We start from the raw sequence: 23,828 nt of genomic DNA, 5'->3' as shown, positions 1-23,828 counted from the left end.
TAGGGCTAGTTTAGGCCACCGGGGCTTTGCGGGCCGCGGCGAGGTCCTTCAAGGTCTGCACCAGCAGCCGGCGTTCGACGACTTTGATGCGTTCGTGCAGCGCTTCCTCGGTGTCGTCCGGTTCCACCGTGACAGCCTCCTGGGCGATGATCGGGCCCGTGTCCACGCCGGTGTCGGCGTAGTGCACGGTGCAGCCGGTCACCTTCACCCCGTAGGCGAGGGCATCCCGGACACCGTGGGCGCCCGGAAAGGCGGGCAGCAGCGCCGGGTGGGTGTTGATGTACCGGTTCTCGAAGGTGGCGATGAAGTGCTCGTCGACGATCCTCATGAAACCGGAGGAGACCACCAGGTCCGGCGCGTAGCTGAGCACCTTCGCCGTCAGGGCGGCGTTCCACTCGGACCGGACCGTGTAGTCCTTGAAATCCACCACGAACGTCTCCAGGCCCGCGGCGGCGGAGCGCTCGACGCCGTAGGTCCCCTTCCGGTCGGCACCGACGGCGGCGATCTGCACGTCCAGCTCTCCGGCGGCCACGGCGTCGATGATCGCCTGCAGGTTCGATCCGGTGCCGGAAACGAGGACAACTATGCGCATCCCACCACCTTAACGTTCGCCCGTCCTCTACCCTTAATCCTCGTGGAGGAGAACGGAACAAAGCTCAAGGCCAGCGGGCGGCCGAGCGGCACCGAGGTGGACAGGGCCCGGCGGCTGCTGTGGATCTTCGTCGCCGTCGTCCTGGCCGGTTTCGCCGTTGCCCGGTTGAACCTGCCCTGGAGCGCCGCTGCCCTCGGCTTCGGCGCGGCGGGCATTGTGCTGGGGATCCTTACGGCCGTGCGGATCCACCGGCTCCGGCTGCCGCGGGCGCTCTTCATCGCGGTGGCGTTAGGACTGGGGGCCTCGGTCATGCTGTTCCTCGCCGGCCTCGGGCTCATCGTCTTCTGGCCCGTGTTCCAGGACTACCAGAACTGCATGGACTCGGCGCTGACCGAGCAAGCCAAGGACGCCTGCATGCAGCAGTATCAGGAGACGTTCAAGGAGCTCACCGGTGTGGTCTCACCCTGAACCCGGGGGCCTGCGCATCCTGCACCTGAGCGACACCCACCTGCTCGCCGGAGGCGCCCTGCACGCCGGGACCGTCGACACGGTCAGCGCCCTGCGGACCTTGCTCGCGTCGCTGCAGCACCTGGACCGGTTCGATCTGCTCGTCGCCTCCGGGGATGTGTCCGACGACGGATCCGCCGCCTCGTACCGCACCGCGCGGGACCTGCTGGAGGACTTCGCGCGCCCGCGCGGTGCCCGCGTGGTGTTCGCCATGGGCAACCATGACGAACGCACCGGTTTCCGCAGCGTGCTCGGCAACGGCCACCCCGGCTCCGCCCCGGAGCCGGCGGGCACGGGCCCGGTCTGCGGAGTGAGCACCGTCGCGGGCTACCGGATCATCAGCGTGGACAGCTCGGTGCCGGGCCGCACCCACGGGCTGGTGGAGCAGCAGCATCTGGCCTGGCTCCGCGGCCGGCTCGCCCGGCCGTCGGAGCGCGGCACGGTGCTGGTCGTGCACCATCCGCCGGTGGAACCTCTCACCCCGCTGCATCACGGGATCGACCTGCAGAACCGCGCGGAGCTGGTTGCCGCCCTCGCCGGCAGCGATGTCCGGCTGGTGCTCTCCGGGCATTATCACCACCATCTGGCCGATGCGGTGGAGCCGTCCGGCCGCCCGGTTCCCGTCGTCGTGACCGCCGGTGTGGTGAACGTGAACGATGTGCTGGCCGCGCCGGGGCACGAGCGGGCGCTCGCCACCAGCGGCGCCGCTGCGGTGACCCTGCGGGCCGACGGCCGGGTGCGGGTGGCGCCGCTGCGGCTGGAAAGCGCGCGGCCGGTCTTCGACCTCGATCCTGCCGGGGTGGAGGAGCTCAGCCGGCGGATCCGGGCCTGACCCGCTCGAGCCACGGCGCGAAGGCGCAGCCGATGACGGCCCCGATGGCTACCTCGGCGCCCACCCAGACCGCGGTGGCCAGGAAGTCCGGCCCGACGTCGGTCAGCCGGCCGATGCCCGCGGAACCGTGCGAGAGCCACGCTGCCGCCCCGGCCAGCACAGCGGCCACCGCGCCAATGAACAGTCCCAGCGCGAGTGTGGAGGCCGCGGCAGTGAACCAGCGGGCTTTGATCTTGATCGCCAGCCACTCGTCAAAGTGGTTCTCGCCTTCGCGGATGAACCACCAGCCGGCGAGCACGCCCGCCAGCACCGGAAGCACGACACCGACCAGCCCGTAGTCCATCCTGCCGGCCGGAATGGCCCCGAGGACCGGGACGGCGGGAAGCGGCCCGACCGCCGTCACCAGCGGCCCGCTGACCGAACCGGCACCGAGCGTGATGCCCGCGCCCGAGGCCCAGGACAGCGTCCAGACCACCAGATTGGGAATGAAGCCCAGCTGCGCGATGGTCAGCACCGCCCCGCCGACGGCACCGGCCCCCAGACCCTCGTAGACCGCCGTCATGTCCGACCAGTGCAGCGCCAGGTCCGCCGCCAGCAGCACCCCGGAAAGGGCGAGGGCCGCGACCACGGCAAGGGCCCCGGCCCGCAGCGCGGACCACACGTAGGAGCCGGCCCAGCGCGAATGCTGGCTCGTCCGCGCCACCCAGGCGGCGGCGTCGACCCCGATCAGGCGCCCCCAGGCCCCCGCCTCGCGCCGGCTGCCGAAGACCAGCCCCAACCCGACCGGCACCAGCGGCACCACTGCCGCCGCGGCCAGGTTCGCGCTGACGTCCGGCCCCGAACAGAAGTAGGCCGTTGCCGCGCCCGCCGCCGCATAGACAGCGCCCGCGCCCAGCAGCGCCTGCCAGAGCTGGTCCGTGTAGGAGGCCTTGGCGAGCCTGCGGCCTGCACGCCAGGACAGCAGGAACGGAATGAGGGTCAAACCCAGCGGAATCAGGCTGAGCAGGCCGGACCCGGGACGCCCGGACGCTCCGGCGCCGGGGCCCAGTTCCAGCGGAACGGCGTGGATCAGCAGCCAGGCCTGGCCTGCGAGCCGGGCCAGCGAGTCCATTGTCCGGTTGGAGAATCCGTCCGCTATCCACACCCCTGCGAGCGGAACCATCGCCAGCAGCGCGGAGATCACGGCCGCCTGCGCCGCTTCGAGGCCTCCCTGGAGCCACAGGGGCATCGGAAGGCCGCGCTGTCCGGTCTGGTCCGCTTTGAGTTTCATCGCTATCTATCGTGCCACGCACCCCCGCGGCGGCGAGGGAAGGCTGGCCCGGCGGCTGTTCACCGAACCTTAAGCGCGCCGACACCTGTGCCTCCCCCCGCCGCCAACCGGCGGAGCGAGCGTGGAGGCGTGAGGATCGCAATCGTTGCCGAGTCATTCCTGCCGCACATGAACGGCGTCACCCATTCGCTGCTGCAGGTGCTCGCGCATCTGTCCGGGCGCGGCGACGAGGTGCTCGTCCTCGCACCCTCCAGCACCGAGCCGGGCGCCCCGGACCGGGTGGACGGCGCTCCCGTGCGGCGGCTGCCGTCCTTCGCGTTCAGTGCCTACCCGAACGTGCGCATCGCCGCGGGCTCCGTCGGCCGGGTCCGGCGCATCCTCGCCGGGTTCCGGCCCGACGTCGTGCACCTCGCTTCGCCGTTCATCCTGGGCTGGCGCGCGGTCCAGGCGGCCGAGCAGCTCGGGATCCCTTCGGTGGCCGTCTACCAGACCGAGGTCCCGGCCTACGCGGCCCGGTACGGGCTGCCCTTCCTGGAGAACATGCTCTGGCAGCGGGTCGAAAACATCCATCTGGCGGCCACCCGCACCTTGGCGCCCTCCACCTTCGCGGTGAACCAGCTCAAGGGCCGCGGCATCGGCCGGGTGCACCTGTGGCGGCGGGGCGTGGATGCGGTGCGCTTCGATCCGGCCAACCGGGACCGGCAGTGGCGGGCGGCGGTTGCCCCTGCCGGTGAGCGGATCGTCGGCTACGTCGGCCGGCTCGCCGCGGAGAAACAGGTGGAGGACCTTGCCGCGCTGGCAGGGCTGCCCGGCACGCGGCTGGTCATCGTCGGCGAGGGCCCGCAGCGTGCCGCCCTCGAGGCCGCCCTGCCCGGCGCCGTGTTCACCGGCTTCCTCGGCGGCGCGGAACTGGCGGCCGTCGTCGCCAGCCTGGACCTCTTCGTGCATCCCGGGGAGTCGGAAACGTTCTGCCAGACCATCCAGGAGGCCATGGCCTCGGGCGTGCCGGTGGTCGCGACAGGCCGCGGCGGCCCGCTGGACCTGGTGTCCTCGTCCCGGACCGGGTGGCTTTACCCGCCCGGAGACCTGGCGCAGCTCCGCAGCTACGTGCAGGACCTCACCGGCGACGACGCGAAGCGCGCCGCGTTCGGCGCGGCCGCCCGCAAGGCGGTGCTCGGGCGCACCTGGGGAGCGGTATGCGAACAGCTGAGCGGGCATTACGAGGCCGCCATCAACGACTATGCGAAGGCAAGGAACCGGGTATGAAGATTTCCGTCATCGGCTGCGGCTATCTGGGAGCGGTGCACGCCGCAACCCTCGCGTCCATGGGCCACAGCGTCACCGGCATCGACACGGACCCGGCGAAGGTCGCCCGGCTGGGCCAGGGCACAGCACCCTTCTACGAGAGGGGTCTGGAGGACCTGCTCCGGCACGGCCGGGACACCGGGCTGCTGGCATTCTCCACGGACATCGCGGCGGCCGCCGGGGCCGACGTGCACTTCCTGTGCGTGGGGACGCCGCAGGCCAAGACCAGCGACGCGGCCGACCTGGGCTTCCTCGTCTCGGCGGTCACCGGCCTGCTGCCGCACCTCAAGCCCGGCGCCGCCGTCATCGGCAAGTCCACGGTGCCGGTTGGCACGGTGGACATGGTGGCCGGCCTGCTGGCCGAACGGCCGGACGTAATCGTGGGCTGGAACCCGGAGTTCCTGCGGCAGGGAACCGCGGTGAAGGACTCCCTGGTCCCGGACCGCCTGGTCTACGGGGTGCCGGCGGACGGCGGAGGCGTCACCCGGGCACTGGATGAGGTGTACGCGCCGCTGCTGCACAACGGGGTGCCGCGGATCGTCACCGATTTCGCGACGGCGGAACTGATCAAGTCCGCCTCGAACGCGTTCCTCGCCACGAAGGTCTCCTTCATCAACGCCATGGCCGAGCTGTGCGACGCCGCGGGGGCCGACGTCGTCGCCCTCGGCGAAGCGATGGGCCTGGACCCGCGGATCGGCGCACGCTACCTGCACGCCGGGGCCGGCTTCGGGGGCGGCTGCCTGCCCAAGGACATCCGCTCGCTGCGCACCCAGGCCCGCGCCCTCGGCGTGGAGTCGGTGGATGAGTGGATGAGCGTGGTGGACGCCGTGAACACCGGCCAGCGCGACCGGACCGTGAGGATCGCCGCGGACCTGTGCGGCGGCGAGCTGGCCGGCCGCCAGATTACCATCCTCGGAGCAGCCTTCAAGCCCGACACCGACGACATCCGCGACTCCCCTGCCCTGGACGTCGCGCTGCGGCTCGCCGAGCAGGGGGCAGCCGTGGTGGTGACGGACCCCAAGGCGGTGAACAGCGCGTGGGTGCGCTACCCGCAGCTGCGGTTCGAGGCCTCCGCGGCGCGCGCCCTGCACGGCGCCGAACTCGTGGTGTTGATGACCGAATGGGACGAGTTCAGCCGGCTGGACCCGCATCTGGCCGGAGACCGCGTGCGTCTGCGCACCATCCTGGATGCCCGCAACGCCCTGGATGCCCCGGCGTGGCGTGCTGCGGGCTGGACCTACCGGGGACTCGGCCGGAGTGCCGCGCTGCCGGAGGACGCCGTCCCCGCGTCCACGGCGCAGTCCCCGTCAGTTCCCTCCTCTCCACGCCCGTTGCTCCCACTCGGCGGCCAAACGCCGCAGCGGCTGGAAATCTGACAGCGCTGCTGAGGCCCGCGCGACGCTGAGCGCCTCCTCGGCAAAGCGGCGCCGGTCGCCCGTCCGCGTTCCGGCGGATGAGCCGCACCGGACCGTCGGCTGCGCGCTCCATCACCTCGTTCGGCTTCCGGAGGAATTCGGTCAACGTCACCGGGGTCCCCATAAGTGCCTCCCTTGTCCGCAGCCCGCTTCCGAAACTGGCTCCCAGGACCGACGCTAGCTTCCTTCGGGGCAGACAATCTTCGCGGCCTGCCCCGATCTGCAGCGCAGACGGCGCTAGAGGCACTGTGCAGGGCTAGTGGCCCAGGATTCCCGGTACTCCTCTTTGAAAAGCTCTGAGGAACATCTGAGCTTTTCACGAAGGCGCACATCATGAGACCGCCGCCGGAGCCCGGTTGCGGGCCAGCCGTATCATGAAGGTAAGTACCGCCTAGCCCGCTTACCCCCTGGAGGATCCCATTACCGACGTGTCCGCTGCCCACGATGTTTATTTCGGCGCCCAAGCGCCTGACGAAGAACCGGAGCTTCCGGAAGTAACATCGCCGGCCGCCGTCGCGCGGTTTGAAAACAGGCCGGACGTGATCCGGGTCAAGGGCCGCTACGCCTTGGTCAACAAGGACAGGACACCGCACCAGGCGATGGTGGAGGACCTGCTGTTCATCCGGGACGCGCTGGACGAGGCAGGGATCGAATACCTGCTGGTGCGCGGCAACGACGAGCGGCCGGTGATCGCCATCAACTGGAAGCAGCGCAAACAGCTGCGCGTGGCACTCGCCGCCGCCTGCGTCAACGAGCCGTTCTACTCCCAGACTGTCGATGCGAAGAAGAAGACCGCCCTGCTGGTCGCCGACGGGCAGCTGGTCAAGAGCGGCAAGGAGCGCATCCTGCGCCTCTACCGGCGCCGCGTCGAACCCAACGGGGGCCTCAGCTACGGGCCGTCCGCCGGCATCCAGGTCGAGCTCTGGGCCTTCGAGGGCGACCAGCTGGTGCTGCCCATCGAAAACTCGCTCACCCGGCGCACGCTGCTGGCGCAGGATGCTGTACGTGGCACCGTCGAGCGCTTCGGCCGCAGCTGGCCGACCATCGAGAACATGTTCGCTGACCACGCCACGGACATCGACTTCGAGATCGACATCGTTTTCTCCTGGGTGGATGGCTCCTCCCCCGAGTACCAGGCTGCCCGGGCCCAGCGGATGCAGGGCGTCAAGGTCGGCGCGGGCGACGACCACGAGGCGCGCTTCCGGCAGATCAACGAGCTCAAGTACGCGTTGCGTTCGGTCTACATGTTCGCGCCCTGGATCCGCCGCATCTTCATCGCCACGGACTCCAATCCGCCGCAGTGGCTGGCGGACCACCCCGCCGTGACGATCGTGCGGAGCGAGGAATTCTTCGCCGACCCCTCGGTGCTCCCGACGCACAATTCGCAGGCGGTCGAGTGCCAGCTGCACCACATCGAGGGCCTGTCCGAGCACTTCCTCTACTCCAACGACGACATGTTCTTCGGCCGGCCGGTGGGCCCGGACGTGTTCTTCTCCCCGGGCGGGGTCACCAAGTTCATCGAAGCCACCACCCGGATCGGCCTGGGCGAGAACGACGAGGAGCGCAGCGGCTTCGAGAATGCCGCCCGGGTGAACCGCAAGCTGCTCAAGGGCCGTTTCGGCCGGATCACCACCCGTCACCTGGAGCACTGCGCCGCACCGCTGCGCCGGAGCGTGATGGCGGAAATGGAGCGGGAGTTCCCGGCCGAGTTCGCCGCCACCGCCGCCAGCACCTTCCGCGCCGCCCACAACATTTCCGTGACCAACTCGCTGTACCACTACTACTCCCTGCTCACCGGCCGGGCCGTGACCCAGACCAACGCGCGTGTGAAGTACGTCGACACAACCTTCAGGTCCGGGCTGAACTACCTGAAGCGGCTGCTGTCGAAGCGGAACATGGATTTCTTCTGCCTCAACGACGGCAGCTTCCCGGAGGTCCCCGCGGAGGAACGCGCCGAACTGGTCACCGACTTCCTGGAAAAGTACTTCCCGATCAAGGCCCCCTGGGAGAAATGACCATGACGACGGCACGGCCCGTGGTGTTCGCCATCGTCGGCAACGGCTGGCGGGCGGAGTTCTTCCTCCGCGTAGCCCAGGCCCTGCCCGAGCGGTTCCGCGTGGCCGGCGTCGTCACCCGCCGCGCGGAGGCGGGCGAGGCCATCACGAAGCGGTACTCCGTGCCGGCCTTCCGCTCCCTGGACGACGTCGTGCGGGCCGGCTCGCCTGAATTCGCGGTGGTCTCGGTGGCTAGGCACGCCGCGCCCGGACTGATCCGCGACGTCGCCGAACTGGGCCTTCCGGTACTCACCGAGACCCCTCCCGCGGCGGAACTGCCGGAGCTGTACGCTCTGAACCGCCTGACCCAGTACGGTGCGCGCATCCAGGTCGCCGAGCAGTACCACCTGCAGCCGCTGCTCGCCGCCCAGCTGCGCATCGCCGGCTCGGGCCGGCTCGGCGAGGTGTCGCTGGCCCAGGTCTCGGCCTGCCACGACTACCACGGCATCAGCCTGATCCGCCGGCTGCTCGGGGTGGGGTACGAGGATGCCGTGATCACTGCCAAGGAGTACGAGTTCCCGGTCGCGGCCGGCCCCAGCCGTCACGGGGAAGCCGAAGCGGAGGCCACCGTCGCGGAGCGGCAGACCATTGCGCAACTGGACTTCGGCGGCCGGCTGGGCGTCTACGACTGGACGAGCGAGCAATACTACTCCCTGGTCCGCTCCCGCAGCGTGCTGGTCCGCGGCAGCAGGGGCGAAATCCGCGATACCGAGGTGCGCTACCTGCAGGACTACAGGACCCAGATGCGGCACAGCATCCGCCGGCTCAACGCGGGCGAAAACGGCAACCTGCAGGGCTACTACCTCAAGGGCCTGGTCGCCGGGGACGAGTGGCTGTACCACAACAGCTTCGTTCCTGCCCGGCTCAACGACGACGAGCTTGCGATTGCCGACCTGCTGGAGAAGATGTCGCACTACGCCGCCGGCGGCCCGGACGTCTACAGCCTGGCCGAGGCATCACAGGACCACTACCTGCAGCTGATGGTCCGGAAGGCGGCCGGGACCGGCGCGGCCGTCCGCACCGAGCCGCAGCCCTGGGCGTGACCGTGGTGCCGCGCCGGCACAAGCTCCGCGCGGCTACTTCGACGTGAGCTGATTGAGCCCCGGCTCGGCGCGCCCGGGGGCCCGGTCCGGAAGCGACGGGACGCGGATGCCCGCCTCGGCTATCCGCCTCCGGGTTTCCTGGGCCCCGACATGCTCCCCAACGGTGGGAAAGTTACCCAGCGGGACCACCGAGCTCACGACCGTGTGGTCATAGACGTGGACCATGTTGAACGACTGCGCCCCGTCCTGCGGCCGGGTATGTCCGGCCGGAATGTTCAGGTCCTGCGTGTAGCAGGTCGCCGAGGCCACCGAGACCGGGATACCGGCGAAAGTCGCCGTCGTCGTGTAGTGCAGGTGCCCGGCGATGATGGTGCGCACATCGGAGCCCCAAAGGACGTCGGCGAGCGGCTGCTGGTCCCGGAGTTCGACCAGCACTGCCAGGTCCAGCACGCTGGGGACCGGCGGGTGGTGCATGGCCAGGATCGTGCCGTCCGGCGCAGGGTCCTTCAGTTCGTCCGCCAGCCACTGCAGCTGCGCCGGGCTGATCTCTCCGTGGTGGTAGCCGGGAACCGTTGAGTCGAGAGTGATGATTCGCAGGCCGTTGATGTCGTAGCTGCGGTCCACGGGTTCGGTTCCCGCTTCCTCCCCCAGCAGCAGGCTGCGGAAGTTGGCGCGGTCGTCATGGTTGCCCATCGCCCAGATCAGCTCCGTGCCCATCGCCTCCGCGGCGGGCTGGACGATGCCGGTCAGCCGCTTGTACGCCTCGGCCTCGCCGCGGTCGGCGAGGTCGCCGGTGAACACGATCGCTTCGGGTTTGTTGCCGGATTCGAGCAGCTCGTCGAAGAGCCTGCGCAGGTTTCCTTCGCTGTCGACGGCCCCGTACAAGGGTTCCGGACCACCCACCAGATGGGTGTCGCTGAGATGCAATATGAAATGACGCGGCCGGGGATATTCGGCCGGAATGTAATTCATTTGGACCTTCTTGTTTGGGAGGAGTTGGACTCCGCTTTCCCTCTCATTAGGACTCATCAAAGCATAGACCAGTTGAACCGCCGGTAAACAATTGCCCTATGTCGCAAAACGGCCGGATACCTACTGTTGACAGACGGGCGGTGACAATTCAGGGCGCCCGGCGTAGGTTCGGACACGTGACCGAACAGCAGCCGTACAGCGTCGCAGCCGACTACGACGGGTTCCAGCTGAGGCTCTACCCGGAGCACCTCGTGGCGGAGGTCGAGGTGCGCAACACCTTCGAAGACGCCGCGAACCGGGCCTTCCGTTCACTGGCCGGGTACATCCGGGGCGGCAACGCGGCCGGAACCCGGATCGCCATGACAGCCCCCGTTCTCCAGGACGGCACAGCGAAGGAAAACCGCTACCGGGTGTCGTTCGTCCTGCCGGCGTCGGTCTCCGAGCGCTCTGCGCCCGCCCCTGCCGACCCGCAGGTCCAGGTGCGGTCCGTTCCGGAGGGCTACGCGGCCGCACTGCGGTTTTCCGGCCGGTGGAGCCAGCAGATCTTCGAGGAACGCGCGCGCCAGCTGGCGGCGGCGGTGGCCGCGGCCGGGCTGACTCCGGTCGGGCCGCCGCGGTTCGCCCGCTACGACCCGCCGTTCAAACCGTGGTTCCTGCGCCGGAACGAGGTGCTGGTGTCCGTCCGGGACCCGGAAACAGCCAACCCCGCAGCCGATGAGCCCGCTGCCCAGTGAGAGGATGACACCATGACGATTGAGCAGAGCGGCACGCACCCCGTTCAACCCGCCCCCGTTGCCGTCCAGCCTGCTGTTCAGCCGGCGAAGGACTGGTTTGCCAGTGCGGTGGTGTACCAGGTGTATCCGCGCAGTTTCGCCGACTCGAACGGGGACGGCATCGGGGACCTGCAGGGCATCATCGGCAAGCTGGACTACCTGAAGAAGCTCGGCGTGGACGTGCTCTGGCTCTCCCCGATCTACACTTCCCCGCAGGACGACAACGGGTACGACATCAGCAACTACCAGGACATCGACCCGATCTTCGGGTCCCTGGCGGACCTGCAGGAACTCACCGAAGGCCTGCACGCGCGCGGAATGAAACTCGTCATGGACCTGGTCGTGAACCACACCTCCGACGAACACCCCTGGTTCGTGCAGTCCCGTTCCTCCAAGGACAACCCCAAACGCGACTGGTACTGGTGGCGGCCGGCCCGCCCCGGGACCGCGCCCGGCACCCCGGGGGCCGAACCGAACAACTGGGGATCCGCGTTCTCCGGCCCGGCCTGGGACTACGACGAGGCCACCGGCGAGTATTACCTGCACCTGTTCTCGAAGAAGCAGCCGGACCTGAACTGGGAGAACCCTGAGGTCCGCGCCGCCGTGTACGAGATGATGAACTGGTGGCTGGACCGCGGCGTGGACGGCTTCCGGATGGACGTCATCAACTTCATTTCCAAGGACACCGCCCTGCCCGACGGTGTCAAAGCCGAGGGCAAGCTCTACGGCGACGGCAGCCCGCACTACATGTCCGGCCCCCGCATCCACGAGTTCCTGCACGAAATGCACCAGGCCGTGTTCGCGCACCGCACCGGGCCGCTGCTGACCGTCGGGGAAATGCCCGGCGTCACCGTCGAGGACGCGGTCCTGTTCACGGACCCCGCCCGCGAGGAAGTGAACATGGTCTTCCAGTTCGAGCATGTCGGCCTGGACCACGGCGAGGGCAGCAAGTGGCGGCCGCGGAAACTGCGGCTGACCGATCTGAAGGCCTCCCTCGCGCGCTGGCAGGACGGGCTGGCCGAACGCGGCTGGAACAGCCTCTACTGGGGCAACCACGACCAGGCCCGCGCCGTCTCCCGGTTCGGCGACGACAGCCCCGAATACCGCGAACTGTCCGCGAAGATGCTCGCCGGTATCCTGCACCTGCACCGCGGCACCCCGTACGTGTACCAGGGCGAGGAACTGGGCATGACCAACATGAGCTTCGGCGCGATCAGCGACTACCGCGACATCGAAGTGCTCAACCACCACCGCGAAGCCACCACCCACCTCGGCCACACCGACGCCGAAGTCCTCGCCGCCCTCGCCCCCCTCAACCGCGACAACGCCCGCACCCCCGTTCAATGGGACGCCACCCGGCATGGCGGGTTCACCACCGGCTCGCCCTGGATTGCAGTGAACCCGAACGCGAACCACATCAACGCCGCCGCCCAGGTCGACGACCCGGACTCCGTCTACAGCTTTTACCGCAAAGTCATCGAACTCCGCCACGCGGACCCGGTCATCTCCCACGGCGGCTTCACCATGCTGCTGCCCCAGGACGAGCACGTCTATTCCTACCTGCGCACCCTGCCCGAAATCGAAATGCTCGTCCTGGGCAACTTCTCCGCCACCGAACACACCGTTGACGTCGGCGACAACACCTGGAGCAAAGCCGAGCAGATTCTCGGCAACTACCCCCATGACGCCAGCCTCACCCTCCGGCCCTGGGAGCTGAAAGTCTTCCGCCGCCTGCGGTAGGCCTACGGTGTCGGCGTGCCGCCGTTGACGTTGAGCGTCTCCCCGAGCACATAGCTGGATTCGGGCGAGGCGAGGAACACGTAGGCGGGCGCCAGTTCCGTGGGCTGCCCGGCACGGCCGAGGGGTGTGCTCTGCCCGAACTCCGGGAGGGCTTCTTTCGGTTGGCCGTCGCTGACCTGCAGCGGGGTCCAGAAGGGTCCGGGCGCGACGGCGTTGACGCGGATGCCGCGCGGCGCCAGCTGCTGGGCCAGCCCTTTCGTGAAGTTGTTGATACCGGCCTTGGTCGTGGCGTAGTCGATCAGCGTGGGCGACGGGTTGTAGGCCTGCACCGACGTCGTGTTGATGATGGTCGAGCCGGGCGCCAAGTGCGGGAGCGCGGCCTTGGTGATCCAGAACATGGCGTACAGGTTCGTCTTCAGCGTGTGGTCGAACTGTTCGTCGCTGAGGTCCTCGAGCTTGTCGACGGCGAGCTGCTTGCCCGCATTGTTCACCAGGATGTCCAGTCCGCCCAGCTCCTCCACCGCCCGCTGCACCAGCTCGCGGCACATAGCGGAGTCCTTCAAATCGCCGGGGATGCGCACGGCCTTGCGCCCGGCCTCCTCGATCACCCGGCTGACGTGCTGCGCGTCTTCCTCCTCCTCGGGCAGGTAGGACAGGGTGACGTCGGCGCCCTCGCGGGCATAGGCGATGGCCACGGCCGCTCCGATACCCGAGTCAGCGCCCGTGATCAGCGCCCTGCGGCCCTCCAGCCGGCCGGTCCCCCGGTAGGACTGCTCACCCCGGTCCGTCTGCGGCTCGAGAGTCTTGTCCAGTCCCGGTTCGGGCTGGTCCTGCTTCGGCGGCGAGATCTGCGGGTAGCGCTTGGTCGGATCCTGAAATGTGTACTGGTCGTTGCCCACGGAATGCTCCGATCGCTAGGGGTTTGAACAGCCGCTTCCGGCACACCGAAAAGCTAAGCCTGCTTATTACCCTAGGTGGCCCACCCCGGGCTTTCAACCCTGTCAGCTGCGCCCGCGGCGCCATTCATCGATCTCCGCGAACAGCCCGCGGCGCCGCTCTTCGGTGATGAACGCGCTGCGCACGGAGTTGACGGCAAGCGCGGCGAGCTGCTCGTCGGTGAACCCGAACAGCTCGGTGAGCTGGCGAAAGTTCTCGTCGATGTACCCGCCGAAGTAGGCCGGGTCATCCGAGTTCACCGAAACATTCAGCCCGCGGCCCAGCATCCGCGGCAGCGGATGGCGGGCAAGGGTGTCCACGGCGCGGAGCCGGACATTCGACAGGGGGCAGACGGTCAACGGCACCTGCTCGGCCACCAGCCTCTCCACCAGCTCCTCGTCCTCGAGGCAGCGGATGCCGTGATCGATCCGCGCAACCTGGAGCAGATCCAGCGCCTCCCGGATGTACTCGGGCGGCCCCTCCTCCCCCGCGTGCGCCACGCACTCCAGGCCCGCCTCCCGTGCCCGGTCGTACAGCGCCACGAAGTCCCGGGGCGGGTGGCCCACCTCCGCGGAATCCAGCCCGATGCCGGTGATCGGAGCGTTCATCGCCAGCAGCTGCTCGAGCACCTCCAGGGCATCCTCGGCCGGCTCGTCCCGCAGGAACGCAGCAATCAGAACCGTGCTCACCCCGAACTCCTCCTCGCTCTCCCCCAGAGCCGAAGCCAGGCCGTTCACGCACGTCTCCAGCGGCACGCCGCGGGAGACGTGCGCCTGCGGATCGAACATGATCTCCGCATGCCGCACCCCTGCTGCCGCCGCCCTCGCCAGGTACGCCCGGGCAAGATCCGTGAAGTCCCGCTCCGTGCGCAGCACCGCCATGTTCGCGTAGTAGAGATCCAGGAAGGACTGCAGGTCCCCGAACTCATACTGCCGCTCCAGCTCGGCGAGGTCCGCGTAGGGAAGCTCGACGCCATTGCGCTCCGCGAGCACGAAGATCAGCCCGGGTTCGAGTGTCCCTTCGATGTGCAGATGCAATTCGACGACGGGCAGCCGGTCCATGATCGGGTCCTCCAGTTTTCGGCGGTCACGGGACTTCCCAGCCTAGTACGGGCCGCCGCACAGCCGCTCGGCGCAATTTCTGCGCAATTCGGCGGACTGTTACCGAGTGTGATTGACACCACGCACCGCGCCGACTCTAAGATGGACCGAGGCGTTGTTAGCGCTCACAACATTTGTCTTCGCAGGGATCGTTCGCACCCGACCGCAGCCCTTCACCCCACCGGCACGGTGGCTGAAGGGCGCGGAGCGACATCCTCGACAAGGACGTCAGATGCAATCGAAGGAAACAGAGTGAAACTGAAGAAGCTCGTTGTCGGCGTCGCTGCCGTCAGCATGGCCCTTTCCCTTGCTGCCTGTGGAAGCCGTGGCGGCAACGCCAGCTCCGGGGGCGGCGACAACAGCGGAGCCTTGGTCGGCATTGCGATGCCCACCAAGACTTCTGAGCGCTGGATCAAGGACGGCGACGCCATCAAGGCCTCGCTCGAAAAGCTCGGTTACAAGACCGACCTCGAATACGGCGACGATAAGATCCCGCAGCAGGTCCAGCAGATCAGCAACATGATCACCAAGGGCGCCAAGGTCCTGATCATCGCTTCAATCGACGGCACCGCCCTGAGCGACCAGCTCGACAACGCAGCCAAGGCCGGCATCAAGGTCATCGCCTACGACCGCCTGATCAACGGCAATAAGAACGTGGACTACTACACCACGTTCGATAACGAAAAGGTCGGCGTCCAGCAGGCCACCTCCCTGCTCACCGGCCTGGGCATCCTGGACAAGGACGGCAAGGAAACCGGAAAGAAGGGCCCGTTCAACGTCGAGCTCTTTGCCGGCAGCCCGGACGACAACAACGCCACTTTCTTCTACAACGGCGCCATGAAGACGCTGAAGAAGTACATTGACGACGGCACGCTGGTGGTCAAGAGCGGCCAGACCGGTTTCACCCAGATCGCCACGCTGCGCTGGGACCCCGCCACGGCCCAGAAGCGCATGCAGAACCTGATCGCCAGCACGTACTCCGGCGGCGCCAAGGTCCAAGGCATCCTCTCGCCCTACGATGGCCTGTCCATCGGCATCATCTCGGCGCTGACCGCCTCGGGCTACTCGACGTCGAACCTGCCTGTGATCACCGGTCAGGACGCGGAGGCTGCCTCGGTGAAATCGATCATCGCCGGCCAGCAGTACTCGACGATCTTCAAGGACACCCGCGAACTCGGCAAGCAGGCCGTGACCATGGCCGATGACGTGCTCAAGGGCAAGACCCCGGAGGTCAACGACACCAAGAGCTACGACAACAAGGCCAAAATCGTCCCCACGTTCCTGCTCCAGCCGCAGGTCGTCACCAAGGACAACTACCAGAAGGTCCTCGTCGACAGCGGCTACTACAAAGAGTCGGACCTGAAGTAGTCCCACCCTGAACCGTGGTGGTGGCGGCCCTGCGCTGCCACCACCACATTTCTGAGATCCACTGCGTGAAAAACGCGAGAACCAGGACCTGACGTGACGACGAATATTCTCGAGATGCGCGGCATCACCAAGACGTTCCCGGGGGTCAAGGCCCTCCAGGATGTTTCCCTCGAAGTCCAGCGCGGCCATGTGCACGCGATCTGCGGCGAGAACGGGGCTGGCAAATCAACGCTCATGAAGGTGCTCTCCGGGGTGTACCCCGCAGGCACCTACGAGGGCGAAATCCACTTCGAAAACGAACTCTGCGAATTCAAGGACATCAAGGGCTCCGAGGCCGCAGGCATTGTCATCATCCACCAGGAGCTCGCCCTGAGCCCCTACCTTTCCATCGCCGAGAACATCTTCCTCGGCAACGAACAGGCCAGGAACGGCTTCGTGGACTGGAACCGCACCAACCTGGAGGCCTCGAAGCTGCTCGCCCGCGTCGGGCTCAATGACAACCCGATCACCAAAATCACAGATCTGGGCGTGGGCAAGCAGCAGCTGGTCGAAATCGCCAAGGCGCTCTCCAAGCGGGTCAAGCTGCTCATCCTCGATGAGCCGACGGCGGCCCTGAACGACGAGGACTCCGCTCACCTGCTCGGCCTGATCAAACACCTGCAGGGCCAAGGCATCACCTCAATCATCATCAGCCACAAGCTCAACGAGATCAAAGCGATCGCGGACAAGGTAACCATCATCCGCGACGGCCGGACGATCGAGACCCTGGACATGCACGCCGACGAGATCTCCGAGGAGCGCATCATCAAGGGGATGGTGGGCCGCGACCTCGACCAGCGCTACCCCGACCATACGCCGACCATCGGCGCGGAACTGCTGCGGGTGGAGGACTGGACCGTGCACCACCCGGTGGACCAGAGCCGGCAGGTCGTCAAGAATGCCAGCTTCAACGTCCGCGCCGGCGAGATCGTGGGCATCGCGGGCCTGATGGGCGCCGGCCGCACCGAACTGGCGATGAGCATCTTCGGCCACAGCTACGGCACCAAGATCAGCGGCCGGGTCTACAAGAACGGCCAGGAGATCAAGACCAACACCGTGTCCGCGGCAATCAAGCACGGCATCGCCTACGCCACCGAGGACCGCAAGCACTACGGACTGAACCTGTTGGACAACATCATGCGCAACGTCTCCGGCGCCGCGCTGGACAAGCTCTCCCGCTGGGGATGGGTGGACAGCAACAAGGAGAACCTGGTCGCCGAAGGCTACCGCCGCAGCATGAAAATCAAGGCGGCCACGGTCGCCGCCGTCACCGGCAAGCTCTCCGGCGGCAACCAGCAAAAGGTCGTCCTGTCCAAGTGGATGTTCGCCAACCCCGACGTGCTGATCCTGGACGAACCGACCCGAGGAATCGACGTCGGCGCCAAGTATGAGATCTACACGATCATCAACCAGCTGGCCGACGAGGGTAAAGGCATTGTCGTCATCTCCTCCGAGCTGCCCGAACTGCTGGGCATCTGCGACCGGATCTACACCCTCTCCGAGGGCCGGATCACCGCCAACGTTCCGCGGGAAAAGGCCACTGCCGAGTACCTGATGCAATACATGACCCAAGAAAAGGAAGCCTGATGCTCGCGCTTCGCTCCGCACTGCATTACCTGGCCGGCCAGCTGCGCCAGGTCGGCCTGTTCATTGCCCTGATCGTGATCATCCTGTTCTTCCAGGTCACCACGAACGGCATCACGCTCGCGCCGATAAACGTCTCGAACCTGATCGTCCAGAACAGCTACATCCTCATCCTGGCCATCGGCATGGTCATGGTAATCATCGCAGGCCACATCGACCTCTCGGTCGGCTCCGTGGTGGCCTTCGTCGGCGCCATGTCCGGCGTCATGATCACCCAGTGGGGACTGCCTTGGTGGCTGGCCATCATTTTCTGCCTGGCCATCGGGGCCCTGGTGGGCATGTGGCAGGGCTTCTGGATCGCCTACTTCGGCATCCCCGCCTTCATCGTGACCCTGGCCGGCATGCTCACGTTCCGCGGCCTGACCCAAATCGCCCTGCAGAATCAGCAGATCTCACCGTTCCCGGATTCGTTCCGGTCCCTCGGCAGCGGCTTCCTTCCGGACCTGGGCGGCGGCACCTCGGCCCTTGAGCCGCTGACCGTGATCATCGGCGTCATCGCGACGGTCGCCCTCGTGGCTCAGGACCTGCGCCAGCGCGCGGCCCGTCGCAAGCACAACCTCGAGGACGAGCCGTTCGCGTGGTTCCTGGCCAAGATGATCTTCACCGCACTGCTGATCCTGCTGATCACGTACCTGCTGGCCGGGTACCGTGGCACCCCGATCGTGCTCATCGTGCTGGGCCTGCTCACTGTCGTCTACTCGGCGGTGATGGCCAACTCGGTCTGGGGTCGGCATATCTACGCGATCGGTGGCAACCGGTTCGCAGCCGAGCTCTCCGGCGTCAAGGTCAAGCGCGTCACATTCACCCTGTTCGTGAACATGGGCATCCTAGCGGCGCTGGCCGGCCTGGTCTTCACGGCACAGCTCAACCTGGCCAACCCGAAGGCCGGCGACGGATTCGAGCTCGACGCGATCGCGGCGGTCTTCATCGGCGGGGCGGCGGTGACCGGCGGCATCGGGACTGTGATGGGGGCGATCATCGGTGGTCTGATCATCGGCATCCTCAACAACGGCATGTCCATCCTCGGTGTCGGCACCGAGTACCAGCAGCTCATCAAGGGCCTGGTGCTGCTTGCCGCCGTGGCGTTCGACGTCTTCAACAAGCGCCGAGCGGCCAGCTCCACCAAGTAACCCCCGGCAGGCACCCCCCGGCACAACCGAAGGGGCAGTTTCCGTACGGAAGCCGCCCCTTCTGCGTTGTTGTGCGCTACTCGAGTTCCGGGACGAGCAGGGTCCGCAGGTCCAGCCGGCGCAGCACCCGGTCGGCGGATTCCGGGTCGACGCCGGGCTCGGTGCGCGCCGCCACCACTTCCTGGCGCGCGGCGTCGAGCGCCAGCGTCTGGACGGCGATGACATGCTCCCGGCGCTGCTGCAGACGCTCGCGCAGCGCCTCGTCCATGCTTTCCTCTTCGGCCAGGTCGTCGTGCAGGTGCAGCAACCGGCGCTTGACCCGGTCCACCGTGTCCTTGCTCAGCCCTTCCAGCAGCCGGGACTCGCGCAGGGCTCCCATCGCCGCGCCCTGCGCCCGCCGGGCCAGCACCAGCTCGGCCTCGCGTTCCACCTCCGGGGACTCGGCTGCACCGAGCGCGCGCATCAGGAAAGGCAGCGTCAAGCCCGGCAGCACCAGGGTCACCAGCAACACCGCGCAGGCCATCAGGATGATCTCGCTGCGGCCCGGGAAAGGAGTTCCGTCGTCGAGCGTCACGGGCAGTGCGAGCGCCAAGGCCAGCGTCGCCAGCCCGCGCATGCCGCACCACGTCAGAATGGTCACGTCCTTCACCGACGACGGCGGGGTGCCCGCGGCACGGCGCCGGTTCACCGGGATCAGCAGCGCCAGCCAGAGGGCGCGGACCAGGACGACCAGCACGCACACGACGGCGGCGGGTCCGAGAAGCCCGACGATGGTTGCCCCCTCCGTGTGGATGACCTGGCGCATCTCCAGGCCCACCAGCCCGAAGGCGACTCCTGTCACCAGCAGCTCCACCACGTCCCAGAAGGCGCGGCCGGTGATCCGCTCCTCGGCGGCCTGCGGCCGGGCGTTGCGCCGGACCTCGAGGGCAGTGACCACGACGGCGACCACACCGGAAGCGTGCAGTTCCTCGGCCGCAATGTACACCGCGAACGGCACCACCAGGGTGGTGGCGCTGCGCGCAATCGGCGAGGTGATGAAGCGCGCAGAGTTCTTCGTCAGCCAGCCCATGGCCAGTCCGAGCAGGACGGCGGCAGCGGCGCCGAGCACGAACTGGCCGGCCACGGCGGGGCCGATGTTCCGGCCCGCGAGCGCGGCAGCGGCGGCGGCCTGGAAGATGACGATTGCTGCCGCGTCGTTGAACAGCCCCTCGCTTTGCAGCACGGAGGTGAGCCGACGGGGCATGTGCACCTTGGCGGCAATGGACTCCACCGCCACCGGGTCCGGCGGAGCGACCATGGCCCCGAGCGCGACGGCCGCCGGGATCCCGATGCTGGGCACCAGCAGCCACGCCGCGGAGGCGACGACGACGGTGGTCACGACGACGAGGGCGATGGCCAGCAGCACGATCGTCCTCCACCGCACCCGGAAGACGGACCAGGATGTCTTCTGGGCCGTGGCGAAGAGCAGCGGGGGCAGGAACAGCGGGAGGATCAGTTCGGGTTCGATGTGGATCGCAGGGAAGCCCGGCAGGAAGGCAATCGCCGCCGCGAGGATGACCATCAGCACCGGGTAGGGCAGCCGGACCCGGTCCCCGAGGCCCACGGCCAGCACCGTGACGAGCATCAGACCGACGATGAGTGCCAGGTATTCCATGTACTCCCCCATGTTCGTGTCCCTCTACGCTACCGGCCCCGCGACCGGGCCGGGCGGGCCGGTCAGGTCTTGGCCGGCCGCCAGAAAAGCGTGAGCACCAGTGCCGCCGCACCGAGCAGCAGCATCACCAGCACCATGCGGCCCCAGTTCGCCGGTGTCACCCCGGTGCCGTAGAAGAGGCCGATCAGCACCGTGGCAGTGATCGCGCCCAGGTAGCGGCAGGTCTGGAAGATCCCGGCTGCCACGCCCCTGTCCTGCGGACGGGTCGAGGCGTACATGCCCTGGCTCGAGGCGATGCTGACCATGCTGTAGGGCACGCCCATCAGGGCGGTGACGGCGAGCACCAGCACAACGCCGGCGGACTGGGTGAGCAGCCACAGCACCCCCGAGGCGGCCGTGAGCGCGATGACGCCGATGATGAGCACCCGGCGGACGCTGTACCGGTCGATCGCGCGCGCGGCGAACGGCGTGACCAGCACCGAGATGGCCGCGAGCGGCAGCATCAGCACGCCCACGACGCCGGCGCTGTAGCCGGCGGACTGCTGCAGCAGCTGCGGCAGCCCGAAGAACGCGAAGTAGTACACGCCGTTGAAGACGGCGAAGCACACGTAGATCAGCAGCAGCGGCCGGTTGCGGCCCAGCAGCCGCAGGTCCAGGAACGGCGGGCTGAACCGCAGCTCCCGCACTGCGAACAGCACGCCCAGCACCACCGAGCCGGCCAGCAGCAGCCAGCGGTAGCCCGGCGCGACATTCAGCAGGGCCATCAGCAGCAGCACCAGCGAGCCGACGAAGGCGAGGATGCCCGGCACGTCCGAGTCCCGCACCAGGGTCCCCACCCTCCCCTGTTCGCGCGGCCCGTCCGCCGGTGCCACCCGGCGCACGGCGACCAGCGCGGCCAACGCCAGCGGCACGTTGATGAGGAACAGGGCCTGCCAGCCGACGAGGCTCACCAGCACGCCGCCGACGACGGGCCCGACAGCGGCCCCGGCCGTGTTGGCCATTTGGATCCGGCTCAGCGGCCGCGTGGAGCTCACCTTTGCGGCCCGGCTCAGTGCGGAGACCATGACGACGGCGCTCGGGTACGCCGTCGCCGTGCCGATACCCATGAAGACGCGGGCCACGCACAGCAGCGCGAAGTTCGGCGAGAGCGGCGCCAGCGCACAGGTGACGGCCACCAGGCCCATCCCCAGAGTGAACAGGCGCCGCGGGCCGAACCTGTCGGCCAGGCGTCCCATCAGCGGCTGCGCGGCGGCGGAGGTGAGGTAGAACGAGGTGATTACCCAGGTGACGGTGGCGACGTCCAGCCCGAAATCGCCGCGCAGCACTACGAGGGCGACGGCGATCATCGAGGAGTTCAGCGGATTGAGGGTGGTGCCCAGGCTCAGCGCTGCGGTCGCGAGCCCGGTGCCGGATGTCTTAGTCACACGGTCCAGTCTTGCGCATTGGATAGGGCAAAAAGCCCCGCCCCACCGCTTGTCCCCGGCAGTAGACTGGGAAACAGCTGTAACGCGGCACACATTCCAGCTGTCGATCTGCAATCCGGAGCGACCCACCGTGCAGCTCGAAAGGCTGAGGAAATGACCACTGGCACCGTCAAATGGTTCAACGCCGAAAAGGGATTCGGCTTCATCGCGCCCGATGACCACTCCAAGGATGTCTTCGCCCACCAGTCCGCCATCCTGGCCAAGGGCTTCCGCACCCTGGAGGAGAACCAGAAGGTCGAGTTCGACATTGTCGAGGGGCCGAAGGGTCCGCAGGCGACGAACATCCGCGCCCTCTAGTCCTTGCCCCTGTAATCCTTGACAGAGCCCCTGCCGGAGGACGAGGAACGGCTGCGGCACTGCGCTGCGGCCGTTTTCGGCTGGAAGAACCTCCGCGAGGGACAGCTCGCGGGCATCGCCGCCCTGCTGCGCGGCCGCGATGTGCTGGCCGTGATGCCCACCGGGTACGGGAAGTCCGCGATTTACCAGCTCGCCGCCCTGGAACTGCCGCGCGCCGCCGTCGTCGTCTCCCCGCTGATCGCGCTGCAGGAGGACCAGCTGAAAGAGCTGCTGACGGCGCTCGGCCCGGACGCCGCCGTGGCCGTCAGCTCCGCCCATTCCGACACCGAGCAGCAGCACGCGTGGCGCCTGATGGAAACGGGCCGCGCGAAGTTCCTGTTCCTCGCCCCCGAGCAGTTGGCCAAGGACGCGACGGTCAACAGGCTCGCGGCTGCGCGGATCTCCCTGTTCGTGGTCGACGAAGCGCACTGCGTTTCCGCGTGGGGCCACGACTTTCGGCCGGACTACCTGCGCCTCGGCAGCGTCCGCGCGCGGCTCGGGAACCCGCCGGTGGCGGCGCTGACGGCCACCGCCGCGCCGCCCGTCCGGGAGGAAATCATCGAAAGGCTGGGCATGGACCAGCCGCTGCTGCTCGTGCACGGGTTCGACCGGCCGAACATCCGGCTGGAGGTTTCGCGCCACCACCGGGACAAGGACAAGCGCCGGGCCGTGGTCGAGCAGGTCGCTTCGCTGTCCGGCCCCGGGCTGGTCTACGCTGCCACGCGGCGGGACACCGGCAAATACGCGGCCGCCCTCTCGGCCCGGGGAGTGCGGGCGGCCTCCTACCACGCGGGCCGGCCTGCGGCGGATCGCCAGCGCGTGCACGAGCGGTTCCTCGCCGGCAACCTGGACGTCGTCGTCGCCACCACGGCTTTCGGGATGGGGATCGACAAACATGACGTGCGCTTCGTGGTGCACGCCGACATTCCCGAGTCCCTCGACAGCTACTACCAGGAGATCGGCCGCGCCGGCCGCGACGGCGGAGCTGCCCTCGCCGTGCTGCACTACCGCTCGGAGGACCTGGGCCTCCGGCACTTCTTCGCTTCGCGTCCTGCCGATGAGACTTCCCTGAACCAGGCGCTGGAGGCCCTGCATGCAGCGCCCGGACCGCTCGACGGCGCGGCGTTGGCCGCCGCCACCGGCCTGCCGCCGCGCAGGGTCACCGGCTTGCTGAACCTGCTCCAGGACACCGGCTGCCTCGATGCCCGGGCCGGGCGGGTACGGCTGGCAGCGAACGCCGACCCGCACCGGGTTGCGGCCCGAGCCGTCGAGCTCGCCGCGGCCAGAGTGCGGGTGGACCGCTCCCGGGTTGACATGATGCGGGCGTACGCGGAGACGGATGCCTGCCGACGCCGGTTCCTGCTGGGCTACTTTGGCGAGGAACTGCCCGCCCCTTGTGGCAACTGCGACACCTGCAGCGACGGCCGGGCCTACCGGGAGGCGGCCCACGACGATGCCTCGGACCCGTTTCCGCTGCAGACCCGCGTCCTGCACCCGCAGTGGGGACCCGGCGTCGTCATGCGGCACGAAGAGGACGCCCTGACGGTCCTGTTCGACCTGGAAGGCTACAAGACGCTCTCCCGCCGCGCCGTGCGTGAGCGCCATCTGCTGACCCGGACCGGCTGACGCCGACT

At 68.1% G+C, this 23,828-nt stretch carries 20 protein-coding genes; 13 read left to right on the top strand and 7 right to left on the bottom strand.

Going from position 1 to position 23,828, the window contains the following annotated elements; genetic code table 11:
• Nucleotides 1-10 precede the first annotated feature (10 nt).
• Nucleotides 11-592, bottom strand: coding sequence for a phosphoribosylglycinamide formyltransferase (gene purN, locus KIH31_RS06815; RefSeq protein ID WP_214426352.1), 582 nt, complete (start codon nt 590-592; stop codon nt 11-13).
• A gap of 42 nt (nt 593-634) precedes the next feature.
• Here purN and KIH31_RS06810 point away from each other — a divergent pair, with 42 nt between their 5' ends.
• Both KIH31_RS06810 and KIH31_RS06805 read left to right on the top strand, forming a co-directional pair.
• On the top strand, nt 635-1,060 hold the full coding sequence (locus tag KIH31_RS06810) for a hypothetical protein (RefSeq protein ID WP_214426351.1): 426 nt from the start codon (nt 635-637) through the stop codon (nt 1,058-1,060).
• Entirely contained in the window at nt 1,044-1,931 is an 888-nt protein-coding gene (locus KIH31_RS06805; RefSeq protein WP_214426350.1) for a metallophosphoesterase, read from the top strand. The genes KIH31_RS06810 and KIH31_RS06805 overlap by 17 nt, the downstream gene beginning before the upstream one ends.
• On the opposite strand, the gene KIH31_RS06800 is transcribed toward KIH31_RS06805, so the two are convergent.
• Nucleotides 1,909-3,201 (bottom strand): DUF6350 family protein, encoded by a 1,293-nt coding sequence (locus tag KIH31_RS06800; RefSeq protein ID WP_214426349.1) that lies wholly within the window; start codon nt 3,199-3,201, stop codon nt 1,909-1,911. The genes KIH31_RS06805 and KIH31_RS06800 overlap by 23 nt on opposite strands.
• Before the next feature lie 129 nt (nt 3,202-3,330).
• Here KIH31_RS06800 and KIH31_RS06795 point away from each other — a divergent pair, with 129 nt between their 5' ends.
• From KIH31_RS06795 to KIH31_RS06780, 4 genes are all read left to right on the top strand, one after another.
• Complete coding sequence (locus KIH31_RS06795) at nt 3,331-4,467, top strand: glycosyltransferase family 1 protein (RefSeq protein WP_214426348.1); 1,137 nt, start codon at nt 3,331-3,333, stop codon at nt 4,465-4,467.
• Nucleotides 4,464-5,882 carry a UDP-glucose/GDP-mannose dehydrogenase family protein gene (locus tag KIH31_RS06790; protein ID WP_214426347.1) on the top strand — a complete coding sequence of 473 codons (1,419 nt, stop codon included), beginning with the start codon at nt 4,464-4,466 and terminating at the stop codon, nt 5,880-5,882. The genes KIH31_RS06795 and KIH31_RS06790 overlap by 4 nt, the downstream gene beginning before the upstream one ends.
• 467 nt (nt 5,883-6,349) lie before the next feature.
• Nucleotides 6,350-7,936 (top strand): stealth family protein, encoded by a 1,587-nt coding sequence (locus tag KIH31_RS06785; protein WP_214426346.1) that lies wholly within the window; start codon nt 6,350-6,352, stop codon nt 7,934-7,936.
• 2 nt (nt 7,937-7,938) lie between these two features.
• A complete protein-coding gene (locus KIH31_RS06780) occupies nt 7,939-9,018 on the top strand; it encodes a Gfo/Idh/MocA family protein (RefSeq protein WP_250545645.1) in 1,080 nt (359 codons plus the stop codon).
• Nucleotides 9,019-9,051: 33 nt separating this feature from the next.
• On the opposite strand, the gene KIH31_RS06775 is transcribed toward KIH31_RS06780, so the two are convergent.
• Nucleotides 9,052-9,990 carry a phosphodiesterase gene (locus KIH31_RS06775; RefSeq protein ID WP_214426344.1) on the bottom strand — a complete coding sequence of 313 codons (939 nt, stop codon included), beginning with the start codon at nt 9,988-9,990 and terminating at the stop codon, nt 9,052-9,054.
• A gap of 176 nt (nt 9,991-10,166) precedes the next feature.
• Here KIH31_RS06775 and KIH31_RS06770 point away from each other — a divergent pair, with 176 nt between their 5' ends.
• Both KIH31_RS06770 and KIH31_RS06765 read left to right on the top strand, forming a co-directional pair.
• A complete protein-coding gene (locus KIH31_RS06770) occupies nt 10,167-10,724 on the top strand; it encodes a heme-binding protein (RefSeq protein ID WP_214426343.1) in 558 nt (185 codons plus the stop codon).
• Between the two features lie 12 nt (nt 10,725-10,736).
• Entirely contained in the window at nt 10,737-12,503 is a 1,767-nt protein-coding gene (locus KIH31_RS06765; RefSeq protein WP_214426342.1) for an alpha-glucosidase, read from the top strand.
• Nucleotides 12,504-12,505: 2 nt separating this feature from the next.
• Here the strand turns inward: KIH31_RS06765 and KIH31_RS06760 are convergent, their stop codons facing one another.
• Nucleotides 12,506-13,402, bottom strand: a complete 897-nt coding sequence (locus KIH31_RS06760) for an SDR family oxidoreductase (RefSeq protein WP_214426341.1) — start codon at nt 13,400-13,402, stop codon at nt 12,506-12,508.
• 102 nt (nt 13,403-13,504) lie between these two features.
• A complete protein-coding gene (locus tag KIH31_RS06755; RefSeq protein WP_214426340.1) occupies nt 13,505-14,500 on the bottom strand; it encodes an adenosine deaminase in 996 nt (331 codons plus the stop codon).
• 291 nt (nt 14,501-14,791) lie between these two features.
• Here KIH31_RS06755 and chvE point away from each other — a divergent pair, with 291 nt between their 5' ends.
• From chvE to mmsB, 3 genes are all read left to right on the top strand, one after another.
• Nucleotides 14,792-15,907, top strand: coding sequence for a multiple monosaccharide ABC transporter substrate-binding protein (gene chvE / locus KIH31_RS06750; protein WP_374224855.1), 1,116 nt, complete (start codon nt 14,792-14,794; stop codon nt 15,905-15,907).
• 114 nt (nt 15,908-16,021) lie between these two features.
• Nucleotides 16,022-17,533 carry a multiple monosaccharide ABC transporter ATP-binding protein gene (mmsA, locus tag KIH31_RS06745; protein ID WP_250545684.1) on the top strand — a complete coding sequence of 504 codons (1,512 nt, stop codon included), beginning with the start codon at nt 16,022-16,024 and terminating at the stop codon, nt 17,531-17,533.
• The gene (gene mmsB / locus KIH31_RS06740; protein ID WP_214426338.1) at nt 17,533-18,720 is read left to right on the top strand and encodes a multiple monosaccharide ABC transporter permease; all 1,188 of its coding nucleotides are present in this window, start codon (nt 17,533-17,535) and stop codon (nt 18,718-18,720) included. The genes mmsA and mmsB overlap by 1 nt, the downstream gene beginning before the upstream one ends.
• Nucleotides 18,721-18,796: 76 nt before the next feature.
• On the opposite strand, the gene KIH31_RS06735 is transcribed toward mmsB, so the two are convergent.
• Nucleotides 18,797-20,374 (bottom strand): Na+/H+ antiporter, encoded by a 1,578-nt coding sequence (locus KIH31_RS06735; RefSeq protein ID WP_214426782.1) that lies wholly within the window; start codon nt 20,372-20,374, stop codon nt 18,797-18,799.
• Nucleotides 20,375-20,436: 62 nt separating this feature from the next.
• Nucleotides 20,437-21,798, bottom strand: a complete 1,362-nt coding sequence (locus KIH31_RS06730; RefSeq protein ID WP_214426337.1) for an MFS transporter — start codon at nt 21,796-21,798, stop codon at nt 20,437-20,439.
• Between the two features lie 153 nt (nt 21,799-21,951).
• Between KIH31_RS06730 and KIH31_RS06725 the strand changes: the two genes are divergently transcribed.
• Together KIH31_RS06725 and KIH31_RS06720 are read left to right on the top strand one after the other, a co-directional pair.
• Nucleotides 21,952-22,155 carry a cold-shock protein gene (locus tag KIH31_RS06725; protein WP_214426336.1) on the top strand — a complete coding sequence of 68 codons (204 nt, stop codon included), beginning with the start codon at nt 21,952-21,954 and terminating at the stop codon, nt 22,153-22,155.
• Between the two features lie 18 nt (nt 22,156-22,173).
• Nucleotides 22,174-23,820, top strand: coding sequence for an ATP-dependent DNA helicase RecQ (locus KIH31_RS06720; protein WP_374224854.1), 1,647 nt, complete (start codon nt 22,174-22,176; stop codon nt 23,818-23,820).
• The last annotated feature ends 8 nt before the right edge of the window (nt 23,821-23,828 follow it).

The sequence above is a fragment of the Paenarthrobacter sp. DKR-5 genome (genome assembly GCF_018531425.1).
Taxonomy (GTDB): domain Bacteria; phylum Actinomycetota; class Actinomycetes; order Actinomycetales; family Micrococcaceae; genus DKR-5.
The sequence above is the reverse complement of the archived record's forward strand: the minus strand, read 5'-3'. Positions and strand labels throughout refer to the sequence as shown.

Coding starts and splice junctions, on each gene's coding strand:
- purN (WP_214426352.1), bottom strand. CDS start 592: ATGCGCATAGTTGTCCTCGTTTCCGGCACCGGATCGAACCTGCAGGCG.
- KIH31_RS06800 (WP_214426349.1), bottom strand. CDS start 3,201: ATGAAACTCAAAGCGGACCAGACCGGACAGCGCGGCCTTCCGATGCCC.
- KIH31_RS06790 (WP_214426347.1), top strand. CDS start 4,464: ATGAAGATTTCCGTCATCGGCTGCGGCTATCTGGGAGCGGTGCACGCC.
- KIH31_RS06780 (WP_250545645.1), top strand. CDS start 7,939: ATGACGACGGCACGGCCCGTGGTGTTCGCCATCGTCGGCAACGGCTGG.
- KIH31_RS06775 (WP_214426344.1), bottom strand. CDS start 9,990: ATGAATTACATTCCGGCCGAATATCCCCGGCCGCGTCATTTCATATTG.
- KIH31_RS06765 (WP_214426342.1), top strand. CDS start 10,737: ATGACGATTGAGCAGAGCGGCACGCACCCCGTTCAACCCGCCCCCGTT.
- KIH31_RS06755 (WP_214426340.1), bottom strand. CDS start 14,500: ATGGACCGGCTGCCCGTCGTCGAATTGCATCTGCACATCGAAGGGACA.
- mmsA (WP_250545684.1), top strand. CDS start 16,022: ATGCGCGGCATCACCAAGACGTTCCCGGGGGTCAAGGCCCTCCAGGAT.
- mmsB (WP_214426338.1), top strand. CDS start 17,533: ATGCTCGCGCTTCGCTCCGCACTGCATTACCTGGCCGGCCAGCTGCGC.
- KIH31_RS06735 (WP_214426782.1), bottom strand. CDS start 20,374: ATGGAATACCTGGCACTCATCGTCGGTCTGATGCTCGTCACGGTGCTG.
- KIH31_RS06725 (WP_214426336.1), top strand. CDS start 21,952: ATGACCACTGGCACCGTCAAATGGTTCAACGCCGAAAAGGGATTCGGC.